The sequence below is a fragment of the Brevibacillus centrosporus genome, from assembly GCF_003710815.1.
Classification (GTDB): Bacteria; Bacillota; Bacilli; order Brevibacillales; family Brevibacillaceae; genus Brevibacillus; species Brevibacillus centrosporus.
The window spans coordinates 41262-62247 of sequence record NZ_RHHP01000042.1 but is presented as its reverse complement, the minus strand read 5'-3'; the positions used below and the strand labels follow the sequence as shown (position 1 = coordinate 62247).

At 48.5% G+C, this 20986-nt stretch carries 14 protein-coding genes and 1 pseudogene; 12 read left to right on the top strand and 3 right to left on the bottom strand.

Annotation, left to right across the window (positions count from 1 at the left end):
- Window positions 1–149: 149 nt before the first annotated feature.
- The 3 genes and pseudogenes from EDM55_RS26685 (at window position 150) to cdaS (ending at window position 3254) form a co-directional block, all read left to right on the top strand.
- Window positions 150–1366, top strand: a pseudogene (locus EDM55_RS26685) (IS256 family transposase).
- Between the two features lie 504 nt (window positions 1367–1870).
- Window positions 1871–2440, top strand: a complete 570-nt coding sequence (locus EDM55_RS26680) for an SF0329 family protein (RefSeq protein ID WP_122961782.1) — start codon at window positions 1871–1873, stop codon at window positions 2438–2440.
- Between the two features lie 202 nt (window positions 2441–2642).
- A complete protein-coding gene (cdaS, locus tag EDM55_RS26675) occupies window positions 2643–3254 on the top strand; it encodes a sporulation-specific diadenylate cyclase CdaS (protein WP_092270180.1) in 612 nt (203 codons plus the stop codon).
- A 517-nt stretch (window positions 3255–3771) separates the two neighbouring features.
- Here the strand turns inward: cdaS and EDM55_RS26670 are convergent.
- Complete coding sequence (locus tag EDM55_RS26670) at window positions 3772–4998, bottom strand: aminopeptidase (RefSeq protein WP_092270174.1); 1227 nt, start codon at window positions 4996–4998, stop codon at window positions 3772–3774.
- A gap of 242 nt (window positions 4999–5240) precedes the next feature.
- On the opposite strand from EDM55_RS26670, the gene pepF reads away from it, so the two are divergent.
- Together pepF and EDM55_RS26660 are read left to right on the top strand one after the other, a co-directional pair.
- Entirely contained in the window at window positions 5241–7055 is a 1815-nt protein-coding gene (pepF, locus tag EDM55_RS26665) for an oligoendopeptidase F (RefSeq protein WP_122961781.1), read from the top strand.
- Between the two features lie 70 nt (window positions 7056–7125).
- Window positions 7126–7473: an MGMT family protein gene (locus EDM55_RS26660; protein WP_092270454.1), complete on the top strand. Its 348-nt coding sequence runs from the start codon at window positions 7126–7128 to the stop codon at window positions 7471–7473.
- A 48-nt stretch (window positions 7474–7521) separates the two neighbouring features.
- Here the strand turns inward: EDM55_RS26660 and EDM55_RS26655 are convergent, their stop codons facing one another.
- The gene (locus EDM55_RS26655) at window positions 7522–7881 is read right to left on the bottom strand and encodes a Lin0512 family protein (RefSeq protein WP_122961780.1); all 360 of its coding nucleotides are present in this window, start codon (window positions 7879–7881) and stop codon (window positions 7522–7524) included.
- A gap of 539 nt (window positions 7882–8420) precedes the next feature.
- On the opposite strand from EDM55_RS26655, the gene EDM55_RS26650 reads away from it, so the two are divergent.
- The 6 genes from EDM55_RS26650 to EDM55_RS26625 all read left to right on the top strand — a co-directional run bounded on the left by EDM55_RS26650 (window position 8421) and on the right by EDM55_RS26625 (window position 16064).
- Window positions 8421–10037 (top strand): ABC transporter substrate-binding protein, encoded by a 1617-nt coding sequence (locus tag EDM55_RS26650; protein WP_122961779.1) that lies wholly within the window; start codon window positions 8421–8423, stop codon window positions 10035–10037.
- Window positions 10038–10136: 99 nt separating this feature from the next.
- Window positions 10137–11057, top strand: coding sequence for an ABC transporter permease (locus EDM55_RS26645; RefSeq protein ID WP_092270161.1), 921 nt, complete (start codon window positions 10137–10139; stop codon window positions 11055–11057).
- Between the two features lie 15 nt (window positions 11058–11072).
- Window positions 11073–11978, top strand: a complete 906-nt coding sequence (locus EDM55_RS26640) for an ABC transporter permease (RefSeq protein ID WP_174769283.1) — start codon at window positions 11073–11075, stop codon at window positions 11976–11978.
- Window positions 11979–11992: 14 nt separating this feature from the next.
- Window positions 11993–12979, top strand: coding sequence for an ABC transporter ATP-binding protein (locus EDM55_RS26635; protein ID WP_092270158.1), 987 nt, complete (start codon window positions 11993–11995; stop codon window positions 12977–12979).
- A gap of 12 nt (window positions 12980–12991) precedes the next feature.
- A complete protein-coding gene (locus EDM55_RS26630; protein WP_092270155.1) occupies window positions 12992–13963 on the top strand; it encodes an ABC transporter ATP-binding protein in 972 nt (323 codons plus the stop codon).
- Window positions 13964–14108: 145 nt separating this feature from the next.
- Window positions 14109–16064, top strand: a complete 1956-nt coding sequence (locus EDM55_RS26625) for an ATP-dependent DNA helicase (RefSeq protein ID WP_122961778.1) — start codon at window positions 14109–14111, stop codon at window positions 16062–16064.
- Window positions 16065–16193: 129 nt separating this feature from the next.
- On the opposite strand, the gene EDM55_RS26620 is transcribed toward EDM55_RS26625, so the two are convergent.
- A complete protein-coding gene (locus EDM55_RS26620) occupies window positions 16194–17855 on the bottom strand; it encodes a multicopper oxidase family protein (protein ID WP_246070905.1) in 1662 nt (553 codons plus the stop codon).
- A gap of 978 nt (window positions 17856–18833) precedes the next feature.
- Here EDM55_RS26620 and EDM55_RS26610 point away from each other — a divergent pair.
- A complete protein-coding gene (locus EDM55_RS26610; protein ID WP_122961777.1) occupies window positions 18834–20894 on the top strand; it encodes an acyltransferase family protein in 2061 nt (686 codons plus the stop codon).
- Window positions 20895–20986 lie beyond the last annotated feature (92 nt).

Here is a 20986-nt window from a genome sequence, read left to right as displayed (position 1 = left end):
GAAGCAACACATTTGGTGCAACTAGCGTTGATCACAAGTAGTGTCCGGTATTATGTGTAAAAAGGATTTGAAATAGGAAGAGTCATTTCAGTCCTCTTTTTGGAAATAATGGAGTTTGCCGACAACATTATCCAAGGAGGAACTATGAAATGACTCACTTCCATCTTACCCTTTCCGCAGATGAATTACACCAGCTTTTCACAACAAATGGCAAGCTAGCCCCATCCATCATGCAATCGTTTTTGAATCAACTCTTGCAAAAACAAGCTGCCGAGCAGATCCAAGCCGAACCCTACGAGCGATCCCATGAACGTACCACCTACCGTAATGGCAGCTACGAGAGACAGCTCACAACGCGTGTGGGACGCATTACGTTGCGTGTTCCGCGCCTCCGTAATGGTTTGTTCTCTACCGAGCTTTTTGAACGATATCAGCGTCATGAAAAAGCTCTTGTCCTGGCTCTCATGGAAATGGTGGTACAAGGTGTCTCTACCCGTAAAGTGACAGAGATTACGGAAGAACTCTGTGGAACCTCTTTCTCAAAGTCTACCATTACCGAGCTTTGTAAAGGGTTGGACGAAGAGATCCAACAGTGGAAGGAACGCCCTTTAAACGAGCAAGCTTACCCTTTTGTCGTTGTTGATGCCCTCTACGTCAAAATCCGGGAAGAAGGTCGTATCCGTTCCCGAAGCTTTCTGCTCGCGACCGGCATCAATCAAGACGGATGCCGTGAAATCCTTGGCTTTACGGTTGGCGACAGTGAGTCCTACGACAGTTGGTCCACTTTTTTTGCCAGCCTGAAAGAACGGGGCCTTTATGGCGTTGATTTTGTCGTCTCCGACCAACATGGTGGCCTTGTCAAAGCGATTCATACACAGTTTCAAGGCTGTACGTGGCAACGTTGCCAAACCCATTTTTTGCGAAATATCATGGACGCAACGCCGAAAACGCTTCAAGAGGACGTCCATAAACATGTCCGTGCCATTCTGGATGCTCCCAGTATCCTGTCGCACGTACGCTCCTCGATGAAACCCTTGCTGCATTTGGAGAAAAGGCTGCCAAGGCCATGGGTATCTTGGAGGTAGGATTTGACGATGCTGTAGTCATCTTAGAGCTACCTGAACGGTACAGAAAACGCTTGCGTACAACCAATTCTGTTGAGCGGCTGAACGAAGAAATCCGCCGGCGGGAAAGGGTGATTCGCATCTTCCCGAACCGTGAGTCTGCCATTCGACTCATTGGTGCCATGCTCCTCAGTCAAGATGAAAAGTGGAGTACAGGCAGAAAGTACCTGGAGTTAGACGAATACCACGAGTGGATAAACAACCGACAGACCGAGTCACATCCCGAAGGAACCGAGGCATGATTTCATGCAGAATGCGGCTTTGCCCTTAGATGCAAAGGACCGCACAAGGAGACGTTGGTCAAGTGCACTCCTTGACGAACCTCTCCTTGTGCGGTTCACTCCATCTTGGGCAAAGCCAAGCAAGAGAGAAACTCCAGTCCAATAAGAATTTACACATAAATCCGGACTTGACCGTATTGTTGAGCCATTGCCAGCATTCCTTTCATCCCTCTCCTATCTGTTAGCCAAATAGAAGAGTAGGGGGTTGTTAGTTAGCTGGCAAGGCTTTTTTCATTTTCGGAAATGGTCTGCACTTTTCGGTTGCCAAAGTGTGTACTTTTATTTTGCCAAACACATCCCTGATACGCATCAAAAGGGTTCATTGACTTTTTATCAGTTTAAAAAGCGGAAAAGCTAAATATTTTCGGATCAATGTATTAATACGATCTATGTGTTAGAGTTTATTATAGGTAATAGAATAACTGCCTCATTTGGTAATGATGATATACAACATAGGAGGATGGAATGTCCTGGAGCAAATTGAAACAACAGCTGGAGAGTTTTCTCTGTCCTGCCTTACAAGGAAAAGTTGAATACCGTGCGACCGGCTATCGTTATTTACCAGACAAAGCAGGATTGTGCTATATTGCAGTAGATAAAAAGAATGTACTCCATATGAGTGATAAAACGACCTCAATCAAATGGTATCAGACGGAGCAGGAAATTAAGAGTGATCCGGATATCCGAATTCCTATCAGCGATGAAGAAATCGAAGCTGTCAGAAAAGAAACCAAGGGAATAGTTCCGGAAGATCGTCTAAGAGTAATTGCAAGAAATAGAAAAATTTCAGAATATGCAAAGGAGCTTTTGTTAGCCCAAGCAGCATTAAGTAAATCAAATTTCAGCGGTGTAGCTACTAAATTTTTATCCATTTCTATCGAGGAAAGCATGGAGAGCAATGATATCTTATTGAATATCCTAGCTTTGGTGGACAGACGAGTAGGGAAAAAGCGAATTTTAAACATGGCCGAGAAAATGAAGGGAAAGCATCCGATTGTTCAGTATTTTTATGAATTACGTCTTCGTACTTTATGAAAACAAACAAATAACGGATTCACATCCAGCCGAGAAAATCCGTCCAGTATTCCTTGAATCCTCTTCGCCGCATCAGCCTTTCGATCGATATTGCTTCTAGGGTTTGTTAGAAAATGGGTTCCCATTCGAGAAAAAGAATGTTTCTACGCGGGGAGGGGAACAATCATCCATACAAGGGATAAATTGAAACTGAGGGGTTTTCATGGAACGAGTGAACTGCGACGTATCTCCGCTAAAGGGAGAGATGAAAGAGCAACTGACGGCAATTGCCGGTGCAATCGAACAAAGCATTCTTGCACTCGAGAATGAAAATGGATGTCTGCTCGGAACTTTCGATCAGATTCGCAGCCGGTTTAGCCAGCTGGAGACCACGGCGGCTTCCTTTTACTTGCAATGCTATCTGGGTCCGTATACAGACAAATACACCGATCTTTCCATGGCTGTGCAAAATTTATCCTCGCGCAAACAAGGGGCATTGATTGTCGTCGAGCGAGAAGATTCACTCCAATCGTACCTGCAAGCCGGAATTCCGATTGGAGCCTGGATGACCCATTCCCTGCTGGAATCGATCTTTTTTCCGGGCAGTCCCTTGCATGACGGGGCAGTTGTTATCCGGGAAAATCACATCCTCTCAGCGGCAAATGTCTTGCCCTTATCGCATGTGTCCGTCGGAGAACAAAAACTGGGTACAAGACATCGGGCGGCATTGGGACTCAGCGAACAATGCGATGCGTTGATCATCGTCGTCTCCGAAGAAACGGGAAAAGCATCCTTTGCCATGCAGGGTCACATGTATCCGATTATCACGCATTAATCCAAAGAAATAGAAAAAGGCGCCGTCTAAGGGGGAACCTACGACGACGCCTTTTTCGTATTCAAGATCCCGCGGAGTTGAGCCTTCTCTGGAACAGCCAAACGAGAAAAATGAAAAAAAGATACACGCTGGTAAAAACAGCAGCCAACGCCATATTGGCAAAGCGGGGACCGACTCCAAGAAGGTCGCTTTGATAGAAATAGGAAATAAATTCCAGTGATGCCAAGGAGAGAATCCATAAAGAAGTAGCTAGGATATAGGCCAAATCAACCACTCATTTCAGGTATGGTTAATTGGTATATCGGTAAGGGAGATGAAAATTTTTACAGCGGAGCAAGAGGAATTTTCGTAAATTAGGCCTGTGATTGATAAATGATTAGGAAGAACTATTCGCAGGTAGATCTGATGGTATAGAAAAACGGAAAAAGCTAGGGAGAATTGGACTAGCTGCATGAGAGTGCCCCAAACGAAAAGAGGCAGTGCAGAACACCCATCTCGTTCCGCCTGCCCCTATTTATTACGCCCAGTTGCCGTTTCGGAAAATAGGTTCCCGGCTGCCATCCGCCGTTTCCCCGTCGATATTCATTTCGGCCGAACCGATCATGAAGTCGACATGAGTAATACTGCTATTCAAACCGTATTCCTCCAGCTCTTCGTTGCTCATATTGGCTCCATTTTCGATGTTGACGGGGTAAGGATTCCCGATGGCCAAATGGTTTGAAGCATTTTCATCGAAAAGCGTGTTATAAAAAATGATGTTCGACTCCGAAATGGGGGAGAAATGCGGGACCAGAGCCACTTCACCCAGGTAATGGGAGCCCTCGTCCGTTTCAATCAGCTTCGTGAGTGCAGCCTCCCCTTTTTCAGCCTTTGCGGAGACGATCCGTCCGTTTTCAAAGGTAAGCGTGAAGTTTTCGATCAGGTTGCCTTGATAGCTCAATGGTTTGGTGCTGGTGACCGTTCCGTTTACGCCTTGTTTGAGAGGGGCTGTAAAGACTTCCTCGGTTGGCATGTTGGCCATGAAGGAGGTGCCATCTTTATTGACGCTGCCTCCGCCGATCCAGATGTGGCGAGGGGGAAGCTCAATGGTCAGGTCCGTCCCTGGTGCTGTGTAATGCAAGAAGCGGTACTGCTTCGCGTTGAGCTCGTCGACTTTTTCATTGAGCTTTGCATGATGGTCGTGCCAAGCTTTCACAGGGTCCTCCGTATCGACACGTGTAGCACGGAAAATGGCTTCCCAAAGTGCGCGCTCCTGCTCTTCTTTTGGCAGGTCTGGAAATACGACAGATGCCCAGGCAGGGGACGGAACGGCAATGACACTCCAGCTCACTTTGTCAGCCATGGAATAGCTGCGGAACGTATGGAGTGCCTGACCAGCCGTGCGATTGGCGGTAGAGATTCGCTCCGGGTCGACCCCTTTCAGAAGATCGGGATTGGATGCATTGATATAAAGAAAAGCCGCTCCGTTTTCCGCGAGCTCCTCCAGTCCTTTTGCCCGCCACATCGGGTACTCACGAAAAGCCTCATCAGGAGCGAGATCGTACTTCATTCTGGTGAGCTCATCGTCAGTCCAGTCGATTTGTACATTTTTGGCGCCGGCTTCGTACGCTTTTCTCGCGACGTTGCGCACGAATGCAGCTGAGGAGATGGGAGCTGTGATGACGAGAGTCTGCATAGGCTGGACGTTGACACCGACTTTAACAGCTAGCTCTGCATAGCGATCGATTAACGATTCATAATTCATCGAGAAAACCTCCTATGTACAATACCTAACCTTACTCCTTATTATAGCTGTCCATCTGGTTTTTTCTTCTATTAATTTTTATTGCGCATTTCCTAGGAAAGCGCAGAAAGAGACAGAATCCCGCTGCTTTCGAGCCTACCTTTGGCGATTGCTTTCTTTTTTGGAAATAGAGGAATATTCCAGTAAGAATCCAATTTTAATAAATAGAAAACATTTTACCGAAATCGAGGGAGGCGTGAGCATTGAAATCTAGAACGACGCGTGAGCATGTGGCAGTTGAGCAAACCTGGAATCTGGACGACTTATTTTCAACCCAAGAAGCATGGGATGCCGAGCTGCAGGAAATAATCGACCATCTTCCCATGCTCACTGCATTTAAAGGGACATTACATAGTGGGGCAGAAAATTTGCTGGCTTGCCTGGAAGCGAGAGATGAGCTTGTCGTAAGGGCGCAGCTCGTGGCGACCTATGCCAGATTGCGTACTTCAGAGGATGGGACCAATCCGCAAAATCAGGCAATTTCTGCGCGGGTGGGAGATGCGATTTCTGCCTTGAATGCAGCACTCTCGTTCATTTCCTCCGAGATCCTCGACTTGCCCGATGGTACGATCGAAACGTATCTGCAGGAGGAGCCGGGGCTTGAGACTTATCGCAAGAGCCTGCACGAGCTGTTGGAAACAAAGCCCTACCGTTTGAGTGCAGATACCGAATCCGCTCTCGCAGCGTTAGGGGAGGTCTTCTCTGCTCCGTACACGATTTACAATCGAGGGAAGCTGTCTGATATGACATTTGCAGCTGTACGGGACTCCCAAGGGGCAGAGCATCCGGTATCGTTCGCCCTGTTTGAAACAGTTTATGAAATGTCGTCAGATACGGCATTGCGACGCGCTGCCTACGAATCGTTTTCGCAGACACTTGCCAACTACCAAAACTCTTTTGCAGCCGTGTATGCATCGGAGGTCAAGCGGCAAACCGTGATGTCTCGCTTGCGTGGGTATGAATCAGTCACGCAAATGCTGCTTCAGCCACAGCAAGTCACTTTAGATATGTACCATAATATTCTTGACATCATCGGGACACAGCTCGCTCCCCACATGCGGCGCTATGCCAAGCTAAAAGCGAAAGAGCTGGGGTTGGAGAAATTGCAGTTCTGCGATCTGAAGGCGCCGCTCGATCCGGAATTTAGTCCGCCTGTAACGATTGAAGAAGCGGGCAAGTTGATCAAATCCGCTTTGCAAGTGATGGGTCCCGAATACGTGCAAATCATGGAAACAGCGCTGGACAACCGTTGGATCGACTACGTAGACAACGTAGGTAAATCGACAGGCGCCTTCTGCTCGACTCCGTACGGAAACCATTCGTACATTCTGATTACCTGGTCGGGCAATATGCGCAGTGCGTTTACGCTGGCTCATGAGCTGGGTCATGCTGGCCATGGGATCCTTTGCGGCCAAAATCAGGCTTACATCAACTTCCGTCCGACGATGTATTTTATTGAGGCACCGTCGACGTTAAACGAGCTTCTTTTAGCCCAACATATTATGGAGCAATCCGACGATCCTCGACTGAAGCGCTGGGTGATCATCCAGCTGCTGAATACGTACTATCACAACTTCGTGACACACATGCTGGAAGCGCAGCTGCAACGAAAAGTGTACGAGGCAGCACAAGTCGATGTTCCGATTACCGCGAAGAAAATGTCCGAGTGGAAAGGTGAGGTCCTTGCGAATTTCTGGGGAGATGCTGTCGAGCTCGATGCAGCGTCCAGCCTGACTTGGATGCGTCAACCGCACTACTACATGGGGCTATATCCATACACGTACGCAGCAGGCTTGACGGCTTCCACAGCAGTAGCAGCGAAAATTCGGGAAGAAGGGCAGCCGGCAGTGGATCGTTGGCTGGAGGTTCTAAAAGCGGGAGGAACGAAGCGGCCGCTGGAGCTGATGAAGATGGCAGGGATCGATATGTCTGATCCACAACCGATCCGCGATGCAGTTGCCTACGTGGGCAGCCTGATCACCCAGCTGGAAGAGCTTTTTGCCGCGCAGGAACAGTAAGGTAGCAGGAATGGCTGAGCTTGTGCTGGTGAAAGCCGCGCAAGCTCTTTCTTTTCGAGAGGAGCATAGAATGAGACCATTTACCCAGCGTGCAGTGGAAATCATTTCGCAAATACCGGCAGGGACTGTCATGACCTATGGCCAAATTGCAGGCTTGGCAGGGAGTCCGAGAGGGGCGAGACAGGTGGTGCGAATCCTTCACTCCATGAGCAAAAAGCATAAACTGCCCTGGCATCGCGTGATTAACGCGAAAGGCATGATCGCACTGGCGGATGAATTTTCATTTCACGAGCAAAAAATGCGATTGGAAGCAGAAGGAGTGCGTGTGTCCGACGATGGAGCGATTGACATGAATACATTTCAATACGTTCCCGCCGAGGAGCTGGATCCGTTTCTACGAGAAGAAGAAAGATGGTAAAGCAAACAGGCCTGCGCCGAGGCAAGCCTGTTTTTTTGCCGTTTATACTTAATATCCCACTTCTACGGAAGCAATGACGACGTAGGCCAGGTCGTTTTTGTCTTCTTTTTCAGCGATGACCACTCCGCTGCTGGTCAGCATTCCACCTTCTACTACTTCAAACGTGACTTCCCCATAAGGCAATTCTGCACGGACGGTGTCCAAATCCAATTTGTCTTGGTCCGCAGGGACGGCCAAGCGAACATTGACTTTCATGTTGTGAATATTGTTTTCCGGGAGAACCATGCGCAGACCCGGCATCGAGTTGTGATGAATGGCATTTTGAACAGCACGTACAGCTGCCTTGGTGACGTTTTGTCCATGTAGGTCAATGCCCATCCCAATTTCAATAAACATGACTTTTTCCATATTTGTCTCACTCCTATGTAAGCCTTCTTTGTCCCTGTTATTTTATCACGTTGTTGGGGACGAGATTGTGACAAAACAAATGCTCAGGGCGAGAAGTAGTGGATCACAAAATCTCGAAAGTGGCGAGTGGCAATAGGCCTATAGCGGATTTTCACCCAGGATAGCCCAATTGTTCGATGGCAGCTGGGCATCAAGCCTTACGAATCCAGTTGGGCAGACAAGCTGAATCCCGCAGGTTGTTCTGGGCGTTTCTCGCGACTTCCAATTGATCGATTCATGCAGCATTTTCCTTTTTTAAGCACGAGGAGTATTTTTATACAAATAAGGAAATGAAAGCATGAGAAAATTAGACAAGATGAATAAAAGAATAATCAAAATTACCAGAATGTTTGTACAGTTTGTGAAATGACGCGTTAACGTAAAGAAGGGTAACATTCATTATAAATATACGTGTTTGGGGGAGGTGTACCCACCTACGATGACCTGTGTACAGGAATGACGCCCGATGACACATCTTTCAGATCGAGAGGAGCAATTCTATGAAAAAACCTTCGCGTGTGCTATTTTCATTCATTTTAATCCTGATTATTCTGGTATCTGCTGTTTTAAGCGGCTGTGGAAAGAGCGCTAGCTCCGGCCGTACATTAACTATCTCTCAGCAAAAAGATCCTGGTACGGCAGACGTTCAGTTAACGACCGATGATTATACGATTCCTCTAAACATCTACGATCGACTGGTTGAAGCCAAAACTGTCGCACCTGGTAAATCCGAGCTGGTTCCTGGGCTGGCGGAGAGCTGGGATGTCTCTCCTGATGGTTTGAAGTACACCTTCCACCTCAGAAAAAATGTGAAGTTCCACAATGGCGAGATTTTCAAAGCGGATGACGTGCTGTTTACGTTCGATCGCATGCTGGACCCAAAGACAAAAGCGTTGAACACAGACTTCCTGGACATGATTGCAGGTGCACAGGAGCGCATGGATGGAAAAGCAGATAGTGTCAGCGGGTTGAAGGTAATCGATGACAACACGATTGAAATTACGCTGTCAGAGGCCTTTGCTCCCTTTGTAGCGAACCTCGCAACTCCTCCAGGCTCTATTTACAACCGAAAAGCCGTGACAGAAGCAGGCGATCAGTTCGGACTTGAACCGGATAAAACGATTGGTACGGGACCATTCAAGCTCTCCAAATGGTCGTTGAATGACAGTGTGGAAATGACAGCCTTTGCGGACTACTGGCGTGGCGCACCGAAATTTGATGGACTGGTTATGAAAATCGTACCGGATGCAGAGACAAACCGGATGATGTTTGAGACTGGCAAGCTGGACATCTTGGATTTGGAGGACTCGGCGTCGCAAATCCCGCAGTTTAAAGGCAACGACAAATGGAAGAACCAAGTCGTGAGCGGGCCAATCGTAGGTGTGTATTATTATGCGTTTAACGAAGACATGGAAGCCTTGGGCGATGTGCGCGTACGCAAAGCCATCCAAATGGCTCTTGACCGTCAAACGCTTTTGGACAAACTGTACAACGGAGAAGGGAAGCTCGTAGATGGCATTTCCCCGCCTGGACTTTTGGGCTATAACCCTGACTTGCCAAAAATTGAATATAGTCCAGAAAAAGCGAAAGCGCTTCTGGCAGAAGCCGGATACCCGAATGGCTTTGACATGGAAATTGCCCAGGTGACGGATAGCCCGAATACGCTAAAAATGAACGAGGCCGTTCAAGCCATGCTTTCCAAAGTAGGGATTAAGGTCAAAATCACGCAAATGGACGAGTCTACCTATTTTGCGACGCGTAAAGAAGGGAAACTGCCGTCTGCTCATAATAACTGGTCAGCCGACTACAACGATCCCGACAACTTCTTCTATACGTTCTTCTCTGCGAAAAATGCAAAGGCTCGCTCTTTCAACTACACAAACAAAGCCGTTCAGGATGATCTAGAAAGAGCACGGACAATGGTTGATCAAAATGAACGGATCAAACTGTATCAAGAGCTGGAAAAGAAAATTGTACAGGAAGATGCTGCATGGATCCCGCTCTTTGCTCTCAATCACCTGTTTGTCGTTCAGCCTCGCGTGAAGAACTTCCAGGTTTCCTGGAATGGCTGGTCGGCTATGAGCTTCTATGACATTGATATCGTGGAAGAAAAATAAGCGGTTAGGCAAGAAGAAATGAACAGTCTCCCGTAAAAATAACTACTGCTGCCTGGTAGTTATTTTTACATAGGGGCTGTTGTGAAAAGGAGGGGCCTGATGGGGGCGTACATTGTAAAGAGACTACTCATTTCCATTCCTGTCATATTCGGAATCTCACTCATTACCTTTATCATGCTCAATGTCATTCCCGGTGACCCTATTGCTCTCATGATGAAGGAGCATATCAGTACGGATGTGGTAGAGCGGGTCCGTGCCCAAATGCATCTCGACGATCCTGCTTACGTTCGATTTTTCCGTTTTGTTTGGGATGCCTTGCACGGTGATTTTGGGACATCGTACAAATTAAATCGTTCGGTGACGACGCTGCTGCTTGATGCCTTTCCAAACACACTGGCTCTGGCTATGTCGGGAGCGCTGGTGTCATGGATCATCGGGATTCCGGCTGGTGTCCTTTCAGCTGTGAAAAAGCGTTCCTTTCTGGATAACAGCATCATGGGATTCTCCCTATTGGGTGTGTCTATTCCCGTTTTCTGGGCAGGACTGCTGTTCCAGTACATCTTTTCCATGGTTTTGGGGATCTTGCCTGTTTCCGGGTTTAGCGGACCCGAGTACTTGATCATGCCGGCGATCGTTCTCGGCTGGAGCTCGGCAGGTACAATCGCACGACTGACGAGATCGAGCTTGCTGGAGGTTATGAGAAATGACTATATCCGAACGGCAAGAGCAAAAGGGAATCTCGAGATCAAAGTCATCCTCAACCATGCTTTGAAAAACTCGATGCTTCCCGTTGTTACCGTCATGGCTCTGCAAGTGGCGGGTCTACTGTCTGGTGCGGTCATTACAGAAAGTGTATTCGGTATTCCGGGAATCGGCAGGATCGCGGTAAACGCCATTCAGAGCAGAGATATGCCGCTTTTGCAGGGAGCCGTCATGTTCACGACTGTTCTGGTCATCTTGGGGAATTTGGTTGCAGACATACTCTATTCCCTGATCGATCCACGGATCAAATATGACTAAAGGAGGACATGACGCATGAATCTAGCGAGAAATCTGATGCTCAAAAAAGAAGTAATAGAAGCCAGTGACGAGCTGGTCAAAGAAACCTTTTGGCAGGACGTGTTCCGATCGCTGAAAAAAGATCGGATGGCGATCACCGGCGGTATTGTCATCTTGCTGTTTGTTTTGATGGCGATCTTTGCTCCGTGGATCGCTCCGCATGATCCGTATGAAGTCAATCTCGACAACCAATTTCAAAAACCTGGCCTGGAGCATTGGCTAGGAACAGATATGTTTGGCAGGGATGTTTTGTCCCGTATTATCTACGGCTCTCAAATCTCTCTTTTGATCGGACTTGTACCTAGCATGATTACGATGTCGATCGGGATTGTCCTCGGAATCGTCGCTGGTTATTTCGGACGGAGAACCGATTTTGTCATCATGACGATTTCGGACATGGTGCTATCTTTTCCATCCCTGCTCTTGGCGATGGTGGTCATGTACACGCTGGGGGCGAGCCTCTTAAACATCTTTATCGCTCTTAGTATCGTGGGCTGGGCAGGAACGGCGAGGGTGGTACGTGCGCAGACCTTGTCCCTGAAAAATAAAGAATTCGTGGAAGCAGCCAGAGCTGTAGGGGTCAAGCCCTACATCATCATGCTGCGGCACATTCTCCCCAACTGCATTCCGCAGCTGCTCGTTCTGTTCACGCTGGAAATCCCAGGCTCTATCCTATCTGAAGCGAGTCTTAGCTTTTTGGGAGTCGGGGCTCAGCCGCCTGCATCCAGCTGGGGGCTTATGGTCTCCAACGGAAAAGAGTTTCTATTCAATGCCCCTTGGGTAGCGATTGCACCGGGGATCGCCATTTTAGTGATCGTCTTGGCGTTCAATTTCCTGGGAGACGGCCTGCGCGATGCACTGGATCCATACTTGAAGCAATAAGGGGGAGCTAACGGATGAGAGAAGACAATACCATATTGGAAATAAACAACCTCAAAACGTATTTTTATACGGATAAAGGTGTTGTCCCTGCAGTAGATGATGTCAGCATCAAGGTGAAAAAAGGCCAGATTGTCGGGATTGTGGGCGAATCCGGCTGTGGAAAGAGCATGACGTCCCTGTCGATTATGCAGCTGATAGCGCCACCTGGGAAGATCGCGGGGGGAGAGATCCGTTTTGATCAAAAAAATCTCGTAGGGATCTCCAAGCAAGAAATGAGATCGATTCGTGGAAATGAGATCTCCATGATCTTTCAGGAGCCGATGACCTCGCTCAACCCCGTTTATCCAGTGGGGAAGCAAGTCGCTGAAACGCTGCTGTTGCACAATGCAAATATGACCAAAGCGGAAGCGAAGCGAAAAGTTATCGAGATGTTTGCGATGGTCGGGATTCCGGAACCGGAAAAGCGCTATAGCGTCTATCCGCATCAGCTCTCGGGCGGGCTGCGGCAAAGGGTGATGATCGCGATGGCTTTGATCTGCCGCTCCAAGCTGTTGATCGCCGATGAGCCCACTACCGCTCTCGATGTGACCATTGAGGCCCAGATCCTGAAGCTGATGAAAAATTTGCAGGCAGAGATCGACACGTCCATCATTATGATTACGCACAACCTGGGGATCGTCGCAGAGATGTGCGATTATGTCTACGTCATGTACGCAGGGAAAATCATGGAGCAAGCCGATGTTTTTGACCTGTTTGATAATCCGAAGCATCCCTATACAGAAGGTTTGCTAAAGTCCATTCCGAGAAGAGATGTTCACCAGAACAAATCAAAAGGTCTTTACAGTATCGAAGGGATGGTTCCCAATATGCTGCAGCTTCCACGTGGCTGTCGTTTCCATCCGAGGTGCGAATATGCGGTAGACGCTTGCCGTGAAGTAGAGCCGCAGCTGGTCGATATGGGCAACGATCATCTGGTCAGATGTATCAAATACAATCAGTAAGGAGGGGAAGAGATGGACAAGCCACTCATGCAAGTGAGAAATGTAAAAAAATACTTCCCCGTAGATAAGGGACTCTTTGGGAAAAAAACAGGTACGGTCCATGCTGTGGACGATATCAGCTTTGATGTTTACGAGAAAGAAACCTTGGCGATCGTGGGCGAATCCGGCTGTGGAAAAAGCACGCTGGGGAGGACCTTGATACGGCTCCTGGATGCGACGGAAGGAACTGCACATTTCGAAGGTAGAGACATTTTTTCACTGTCGCAAAACGAACTGCGGCAGCTGAGGAAAGAGATGCAGATCATTTTCCAGGATCCCTTTGCCTCGTTAAATCCTCGGATGAAAGTATCGGATATCATCGCGGAGCCGTTAATCACACATGAGTCGCTCGGGAAAAAAGAGAGGGAAGACCGTGTTGCAGAGCTGATGGAGCTGGTCGGTCTGCGTAAAGCATACGGCTCCCGCTATCCGCATATGTTCAGCGGCGGACAGAGACAGCGTATCGGGATTGCTCGTGCTCTGGCTCTGCATCCGAAGTTCATCGTCTGTGATGAGCCCGTGTCCGCTCTGGATGTATCGATCCAGTCGCAGATTATTAACCTGCTGCAAAAGCTGCAGGAACAAAACAATCTGACGTACCTGTTTATCTCCCACGATTTGAGTGTTGTTCGTTATTTCTCGGATCGGATCGGAGTCATGTTTCTGGGGAAAATGATGGAGCTTGGGCCGACGGAAGAAGTGTATCGACAGCCACTTCACCCGTACACCAAGTTTTTGATCGCAGCGGCGCCGGTCCCCGACCCTCGTTCGCGCAATCAGGAGAAGCTAATTTTGGAAGGGGATATTCCCAGCCCACTTCGTCCGCCATCCGGCTGTCGATTCCATACGAGATGCCCGTATGTACAGGACATTTGCAAGAGTAAGGAGCCGGAAATTCAGCAATTTGATGGGCGGTCAGTCGCCTGTCATTTCCCGTTGGTATAACAGAAGTAGGGTTTGTTATTTTATCCTTGCCACCACTTTGATCTTTTTGAGCCATTCATATTGTGTTTATGGTCAAGACGTGTCATGATTACATCTTGGCATCAAATAGATCGATGGACTTTTCATTAATGGAGGCAGGACAGAAGTGGAACGGTATCCTTTTCAATACGACCCTACCCAGTCGTTTATCTCGCAAGTGAGCGATTGGGTGGCGGACGTTTTTTATGACATCTTGCCAGATGCAGGCTTCGAAGTACGAGATGAACAAATTTACATGGCTTTTCAGCTGGAGCGCGCTTTTGCTGAAAAGCAAACGATTTTTGCAGAAGCGGGTGTCGGAACAGGGAAGACGCTGGCTTATTTGCTGTATGCCATTTGCTACGCACGCTACACGAGAAAACCGGCAATCATCGCCTGTGCCAATGAATCGCTGATTGAACAGCTGGTCAAGCCACAGGGAGATATCGCCAAGCTAGCGAAACATCTCGACTTGACCATCGATGCGAGAATGGGGAAATCTCCTGATCAGTATCTCTGTCTGCGAAAGCTCGACGAAGTAAGACATCAGCCTGAGCTTGGCGAAGACTTCCAGCTGATTTATCAAGAGCTGCCTCCTTTTGTACATGCCTATGAAGCTCTGCAGTCGTTTTATCCGTACGGAGACCGCGCTGATTATCCTGAATTAAACGATGAAAAATGGGGAATGGTCAACTGGGATTCGTTCCAGGATTGCTTTGCTTGTGAAAAGCAGCATCGCTGTGGGCAAACACTATCGAGAAACCATTACCGAAAGTCAGCCGATTTAATCATCTGTTCCCATGATTTCTATATGGAGCACGTTTGGACGTACGAGGCCAGAAAAAGAGGCGGCCAGCTGCCTCTGCTGCCAAGCCACAGCTCGGTAATCTTTGATGAAGGTCATCTGCTGGAGCCTGCCGCACAGAAGGCACTGACGTACAAGCTGAACCATGCTGTATTTGAAGAAATCATTACTCGCCTGCTCAAAGGCGAAATCCGTGAATCGCTTGCTGTTGCTGTGGAAGACGCTATTACCCAGAGCGAAGAAATGTTCTACCAGTTGGACAAGCATAGCCAAGCGGTCATCGGCTCCAATCGGAGAGAGATTCATTTTGATACGGCTCTTTTGCAAGCCATCAACCGCTTTACCGAGCAGATCGGCTGGATCGAAGAAGAGCTTGCATTGGAGAGCGGGCTATATACGCTGGATGAATTCCAGCTGCGTATCGTGGAAGAGCATTTGGAGATGATGCAGCTCGCCTTGAGCTTGTTCCGACAACCTGACCAAGTCATCTCGTGGATGACGCAGGAGGGGACGGGGACTGGCTCGACACTCATCGTCATGCCGAAAATGGTACAGGAAGTCTTGAAAGAGCGCGTCTTTGCTGAAGCAATGCCGATCATCTTCTCCTCTGCGACGCTCTCTGTAGATGGATCGTTTCAGTTTGTGGCGGACAATTTGGGAATCAGTCACTACTTATCGTTTTCCGTACCGTCTCCATACGATTATCCGGAGCAGATGGAGGCTTTCGTTCCGCATTTGTCCGACGAATCTGTTTTCCAGGAAAAAATGAAGGCAGCGACTGCGCTTTTGAAGCGTACAGAGGGACGTGCGTTGCTGTTGTTCAACTCCTTGGAGGAAATGCGGCAGTTCAAGCAAGCCATAGAGAGTGTGCCCGAATGCGCGGACATGCGCATTTATTATGAGGGAGATCAGGAAATCACTCACCTCATATCCTGTTTTCAGGAGGACGAGCAGAGCAGCCTCTGTGCCGTATCACTATGGGAGGGGCTTGATGTCCCAGGATCTTCCTTGTCCAATGTTGTGATCTGGTCTCTGCCGTTTCCTCCAAACGATCCCGTCTACGCTGCGAAAAGAAAAAGTGCGGCCGTGCCGTACGAAGAAGTCGATTTGCCCTATATGCTATTGCGGCTTCGTCAAGGGATCGGCAGGCTGATTCGGACGAGAGAGGATAGCGGTATCGTGTCCATCTTAAGTACGGAGCTTTATACAAACGACAAGCTGAGACAGCACGTAAAGGATGTCTTCCCGGCCGGAGTAGAATGGAAAACAGTCTTGTAGTTTGGACTGCGTGCAAAGAAGAGCAGGAACGGTTGTGTTCCTGCTCTTTTCTTTTTTCTTGTAAAGAAAGAATGTATCAGAATTTTAGCGAGGGCTTGGAGGAGCCGAGTTTCCGATCGTGTATGGGAGCTACTCTGGCATATTTCCGATGCTAGGATCTGGCACAAAATCAGCTTGGTAGCCTGCGTATTTGACTAAGGAAACCATTCCTTGTGCGGCGTGTCCGAGATCGTGGCAGTGGAACATCCAGTCTCCCGGATTATCAGCGACAAAGGCAACGACGAAGAATTCTCCCGGTAGAATGTTCAGCGTGTCCTTGATGAGTGGGGAGCCCGAGACCGGTTGGCCGTTTTTGCTGAGCACCTGGAAAAAATGACCGTGCAGATGCATCGGGTGGATGTCTTCTTTGGAACGATTGACCATGGTGACCTTGACGAGATCTCCTTTTTTCACATTCAAAGGAGGAACATCCGGATATGCCTTCCCGTTGATGGTAAATGCCATTTGCCCATCCATCGTCTGTGTATTCAGGTCCATTTGATACGTAATCTCGTACGGTTGATCCAAGCTGAATCTGCTTTTGGCTGCCTCGCCATATTTGGTAATGTCAACGATCGGCATTTGGGTCGTATCCGGTTTCGCTTTCTCCTTCTCAAAACCTTTGTAGAGGATGGGCACGGCCAGTGATTTTGCCCCAGGATACGGGCTTTTTTCTTCCAGCAGCCAGCTTCCGGGCTCGGTCGCCACGAACTCGATGTCGTAGCGTTCTCCGGGAGCGATGTTCAGCAGCTGCCCGTTAATGAGGGGCGGGTTGTGAATGGGCTGGCCATCGGTTGAGACGATCCTGAATTCATGCCCTTGCAGGTTCAGCTTATGCGAAAGATACCCGGCATTGACGAGGCGAAGCCGTATCTTTTCTCCTTCCTGCACATGAATCGGAGGGATTGCCGGGCCGGTTTTTCCGTTGACAGAAAAAATCGTATACATCAGCGGCATCATTTCTGCGTCACTCATTCCGGCCATATCTTCGTGACCGTTAGCAGTATTTTGGCTTTGGTTGATAGCAGGATTTGTGCTGCTGCTCATGGAGCCATGGTTCATAGATCCATGATCCATAGTCCCATGATCCATACCATTCATCTCTTCTCCTCCGCCGGTATTGCCACCGCCATGCATTTGGGCCATACTGTCGTCCTGCATCCATTCATCCAGGACAAGTGTGATATCCTGATCGGCAGGATCTGCCGTAGGAGCAGCAGGCTCGACGACGAGAGATCCATATAGCCCTTTATCCACCTGCACGGAGCTTCTCTGATGCGAGTGATACCAGTATGTGCCTGCCACGCTTGCAGTGAATTCGTAGGTGAAGCTCTCATTCGGTTTTACGGCGTTTTGCGTGACACCCGGAATGCCATCCATATTGTTGGGAACAGGCAAACCATGCCAATGAATGGTGACCGGCTCGGGGAGTTCATTTTTCAGTACGATTTTTACTTTCTCCCCTTGCTTGACGCGCAATTGGGGGCCAGGTACGGTTCCGTTATACGTCCAGACAGTTTTCATTGTTTGGTTGTCCAGATGCAACATGCTTTCTTTGGCGGTTAACGTAAAGGAGTTCCCGCTCAGAACTTCAAATGCTCCAGCGGAAGTTGCCTCTGAATTCTTCGTGGGCATTTCATGACCTTCGTGGTTCATCGGTGCACTGGTAAGGGAACAAGCGGACAGGGTTAGGACCCCAACCAGCAGGACAGACAGATAGCGACACTTTTTCCCTGCATACCATGTAAACAAGTGAATGCCTCCTTTGATGTTGTATAACGCGACAGTAGCAAAACAATATGGAGAAACCATGAAGACATCGATGTATGAAACTTCTGTTACGAATGTGATAGGGATCAGAAGTTGGACGAAAGACCTGTTATAATGGAGTATCAATGGTGAAAAAATGGAAAGCAGATGAGAGTAGGGTAGGTGTAGTCGTTGGGTAATGTAGATTTGGCGAGCTTGCCGTGGAGTTTATTTTGGGTGGGAATCGCGTATTTTCTGGTGACCGGTGTGTTCTTTTGTCTCGGGTTCATGCGTCTCCTTTCGCAACGGATTCGCAGTGGCATTATTTTCATGGTAATTGCGGTCATTAGTGGAGGACTTTTCTTGAATTATTTGTTTACACATCACATTTAATGTTGGAAAATGATCATAGATTGTCAGATCATTTCCGGTACGGAGCAACGCTTACATAAGGAAGCTGTTGGCAGATATTGACGCCAACAGCTTCTCTTTCTTTTTGTCGATGAATTCCGGGAAAGTTTCCTCCCGAACTTCGTAAACATTTTGTAACGTGTTTTACCTGCGGATCGTCTTATAATCGAATTACTCGAGGTTACCTCAGCTTGAAGCGTACATATGAACCCATACTCGCAAACGAAAGGTAATTTCCTGTAAATGGGGACGGGAAAGAGGCGATGAATGATACATCAATAAACGAAAAGAGGGCATACCCCAAAAAGCGAGTCGCTACACACATCCTGAATACGGGCAAATATGATTGGAACCATGAAAAAGGATACCAGCCCCGTTTTCTATTTGAGGAAAATAGGGGGGCTTTGCATTCATACAGCACGCATTTCCCGATGTGGAATGGCTGACCCCGGTCAACTTTAGTCAATGAACAGAATGGAAACAAAAAGGGGAGAATGCAGATGAGCTGCATATCGAGTACGGCAAAGTCTCATCAAGAATGGAACCACGCACGCAGGGGAGGCCGTCAACATGCCTGAGCCATTGAAAGGCACCAGCCGATACATGGCTGGAATCGACGGGCTGAGAGCCTTGGCAGTGTTTGCTGTTATTTTGTACCACATCAATTACAATTGGGCACCTGGAGGATTGCTGGGTGTCGGAATCTTTTTTGTTCTCTCTGGTTATCTCATAACGGATCTGCTCATTGCCCAGTGGAGCCGGAATCAACGTCTCGATATGAAAGATTTTTGGTTACGTCGTGCCCGTAGGCTGTTACCCGCTCTTTTGTTACTGCTGGTTGTGGTTGTAGCTTGGGTAAATTGGTTCAAGCCAGACCATCTTCCCAGTATGAAAGGCGACGTCCCAGCAGCTGTGCTGTACGTCAGTAACTGGTGGCTCATTTTTCAGGATGTTTCCTATTTCGAAAAGTTTGGCCCCCCATCGCCATTCGGTCATTTATGGTCGTTGGCAGTCGAAGAACAGTTTTACTTGTTCTGGCCACTATTACTCGCCCTCGGGCTTCGTTATATGAAGCGACGTGGTCCGCTCGTCGTGATTACACTTTTGGCTGCCGCAATCTCTGCAGTAGCGATGGCGTGGATGTACGAACCTGGACTCGATCCAAGCCGTGTCTACTACGGTACGGACACACGTGTATTCGCTTTGCTGATCGGTGCGGCACTCGCGATGGTGTGGCCGAGTCGCAAGCTATCCGCTACCATTTCCCGCCGTGCGCGCTTATCCATTGACCTGGCTGGTGGTGCAGGACTTGTCATTATGCTACTGGCGATTTGGAAAACGAATCAATATGATGAGTTCCTGTATCGCGGAGGTCTTGTCCTTCTCTCTGTCGTAAGTGCTTTCGTCGTCGCTGCATTGGCTCACCCCGCGAGTACACTCGCCAAATGGATGGGCTGCAAGCCGTTGAAATGGCTTGGCGTCCGGTCGTATGGAATCTACCTGTGGCATTACCCGGTCATTGTGCTGACCAATCCCGGTCCGGAGCATACAGATGCATACGCGATCCCTCGCGCCATTCTTCAAGTGCTCGCTTGCATAGTACTGGCAGCACTGTCATGGAAATACATCGAGGAACCCATTCGCCATGGAGCACTGGGAAGAATCTGGTCGCGAATGGCCCAGCGCCGCGAAGGGCAGAAAAGAAGCTATAAGAGAATCATTGCCTATGCATGCGCTGTGGTTTTGTGTGCGACATACTTCGGTGTTGCATCGCTGACCTCTGATGCGACTGCCAGTCAAACCCCTGTCTCCAGCAAAAAAGCGGAAGCCCCTAAACAGAATGTCGTTTACACGGTTGAACTGCCCAAACAGGTAGGTCCAGTCCATCCGAACGGTTCTGCTGGGAATAAGCAAAGCGCATCTTCAAAGGCGGAGGAAAAGGGCGGTAAAAAGGAAACATCCGAACAAGCAAAGGCTGGCGGGAAATCGACACCAGCAAAAGATTCGGCACAGAAAAAGGATGTAGCTGTCGCTGAAGATGAGGGTGTAAAACAGGAAGGCCAGCTTGATCAGACAGCGACAGAAGAGCAAGACCAGAAAACAGCCGACTCGAATGAAAAGCAAGAGCAAAAACCGATGGGATCTGGAAAAGGAGTCACGGCTCTGGGTGACTCCGTTATGCTGGATATCGAACCTTTTCTGGAAAAGCTGCTGCCAGGCATTGTCATCGACGGCAAAATCGGAAGACAAATGTCTCAAGCTCCTGCTGTGCTGGAGAACCTCAAAGCAAAAGGGCTGCTTGGCGACACGGTTGTTATCGAACTGGGGACGAATGGGTCCTTCAGCGAGAAACAGCTAATCAAGCTCCTGGATTCACTTGATGGCGTTGATCACATCATTCTGGTGAATACGAGAGTTCCGAAGCCTTGGGAAAGTGTCGTCAATACAACACTTGCGAAAGTAGCTGCGACCTACCCGCATACCGTTTTGCTCGACTGGTACACGGCCAGTATAGGCAAGGACATCTTTTTCTATGATGACGGCGTCCACCTTAGACCAGAGGGTGCGAAGTTTTATGCCGAGTTCTTGGCGAAAGCTATTCAGAAAGCAGCGACTGAGAAGAAGGATTGAAAACAGGATAATGGCAAGGCAAGGACAGCATCTGTTGCTGTCCTTTTTTCTTGTGGAAAAGACCGCTTTTGCCCCATTTTTATTCGGACTAT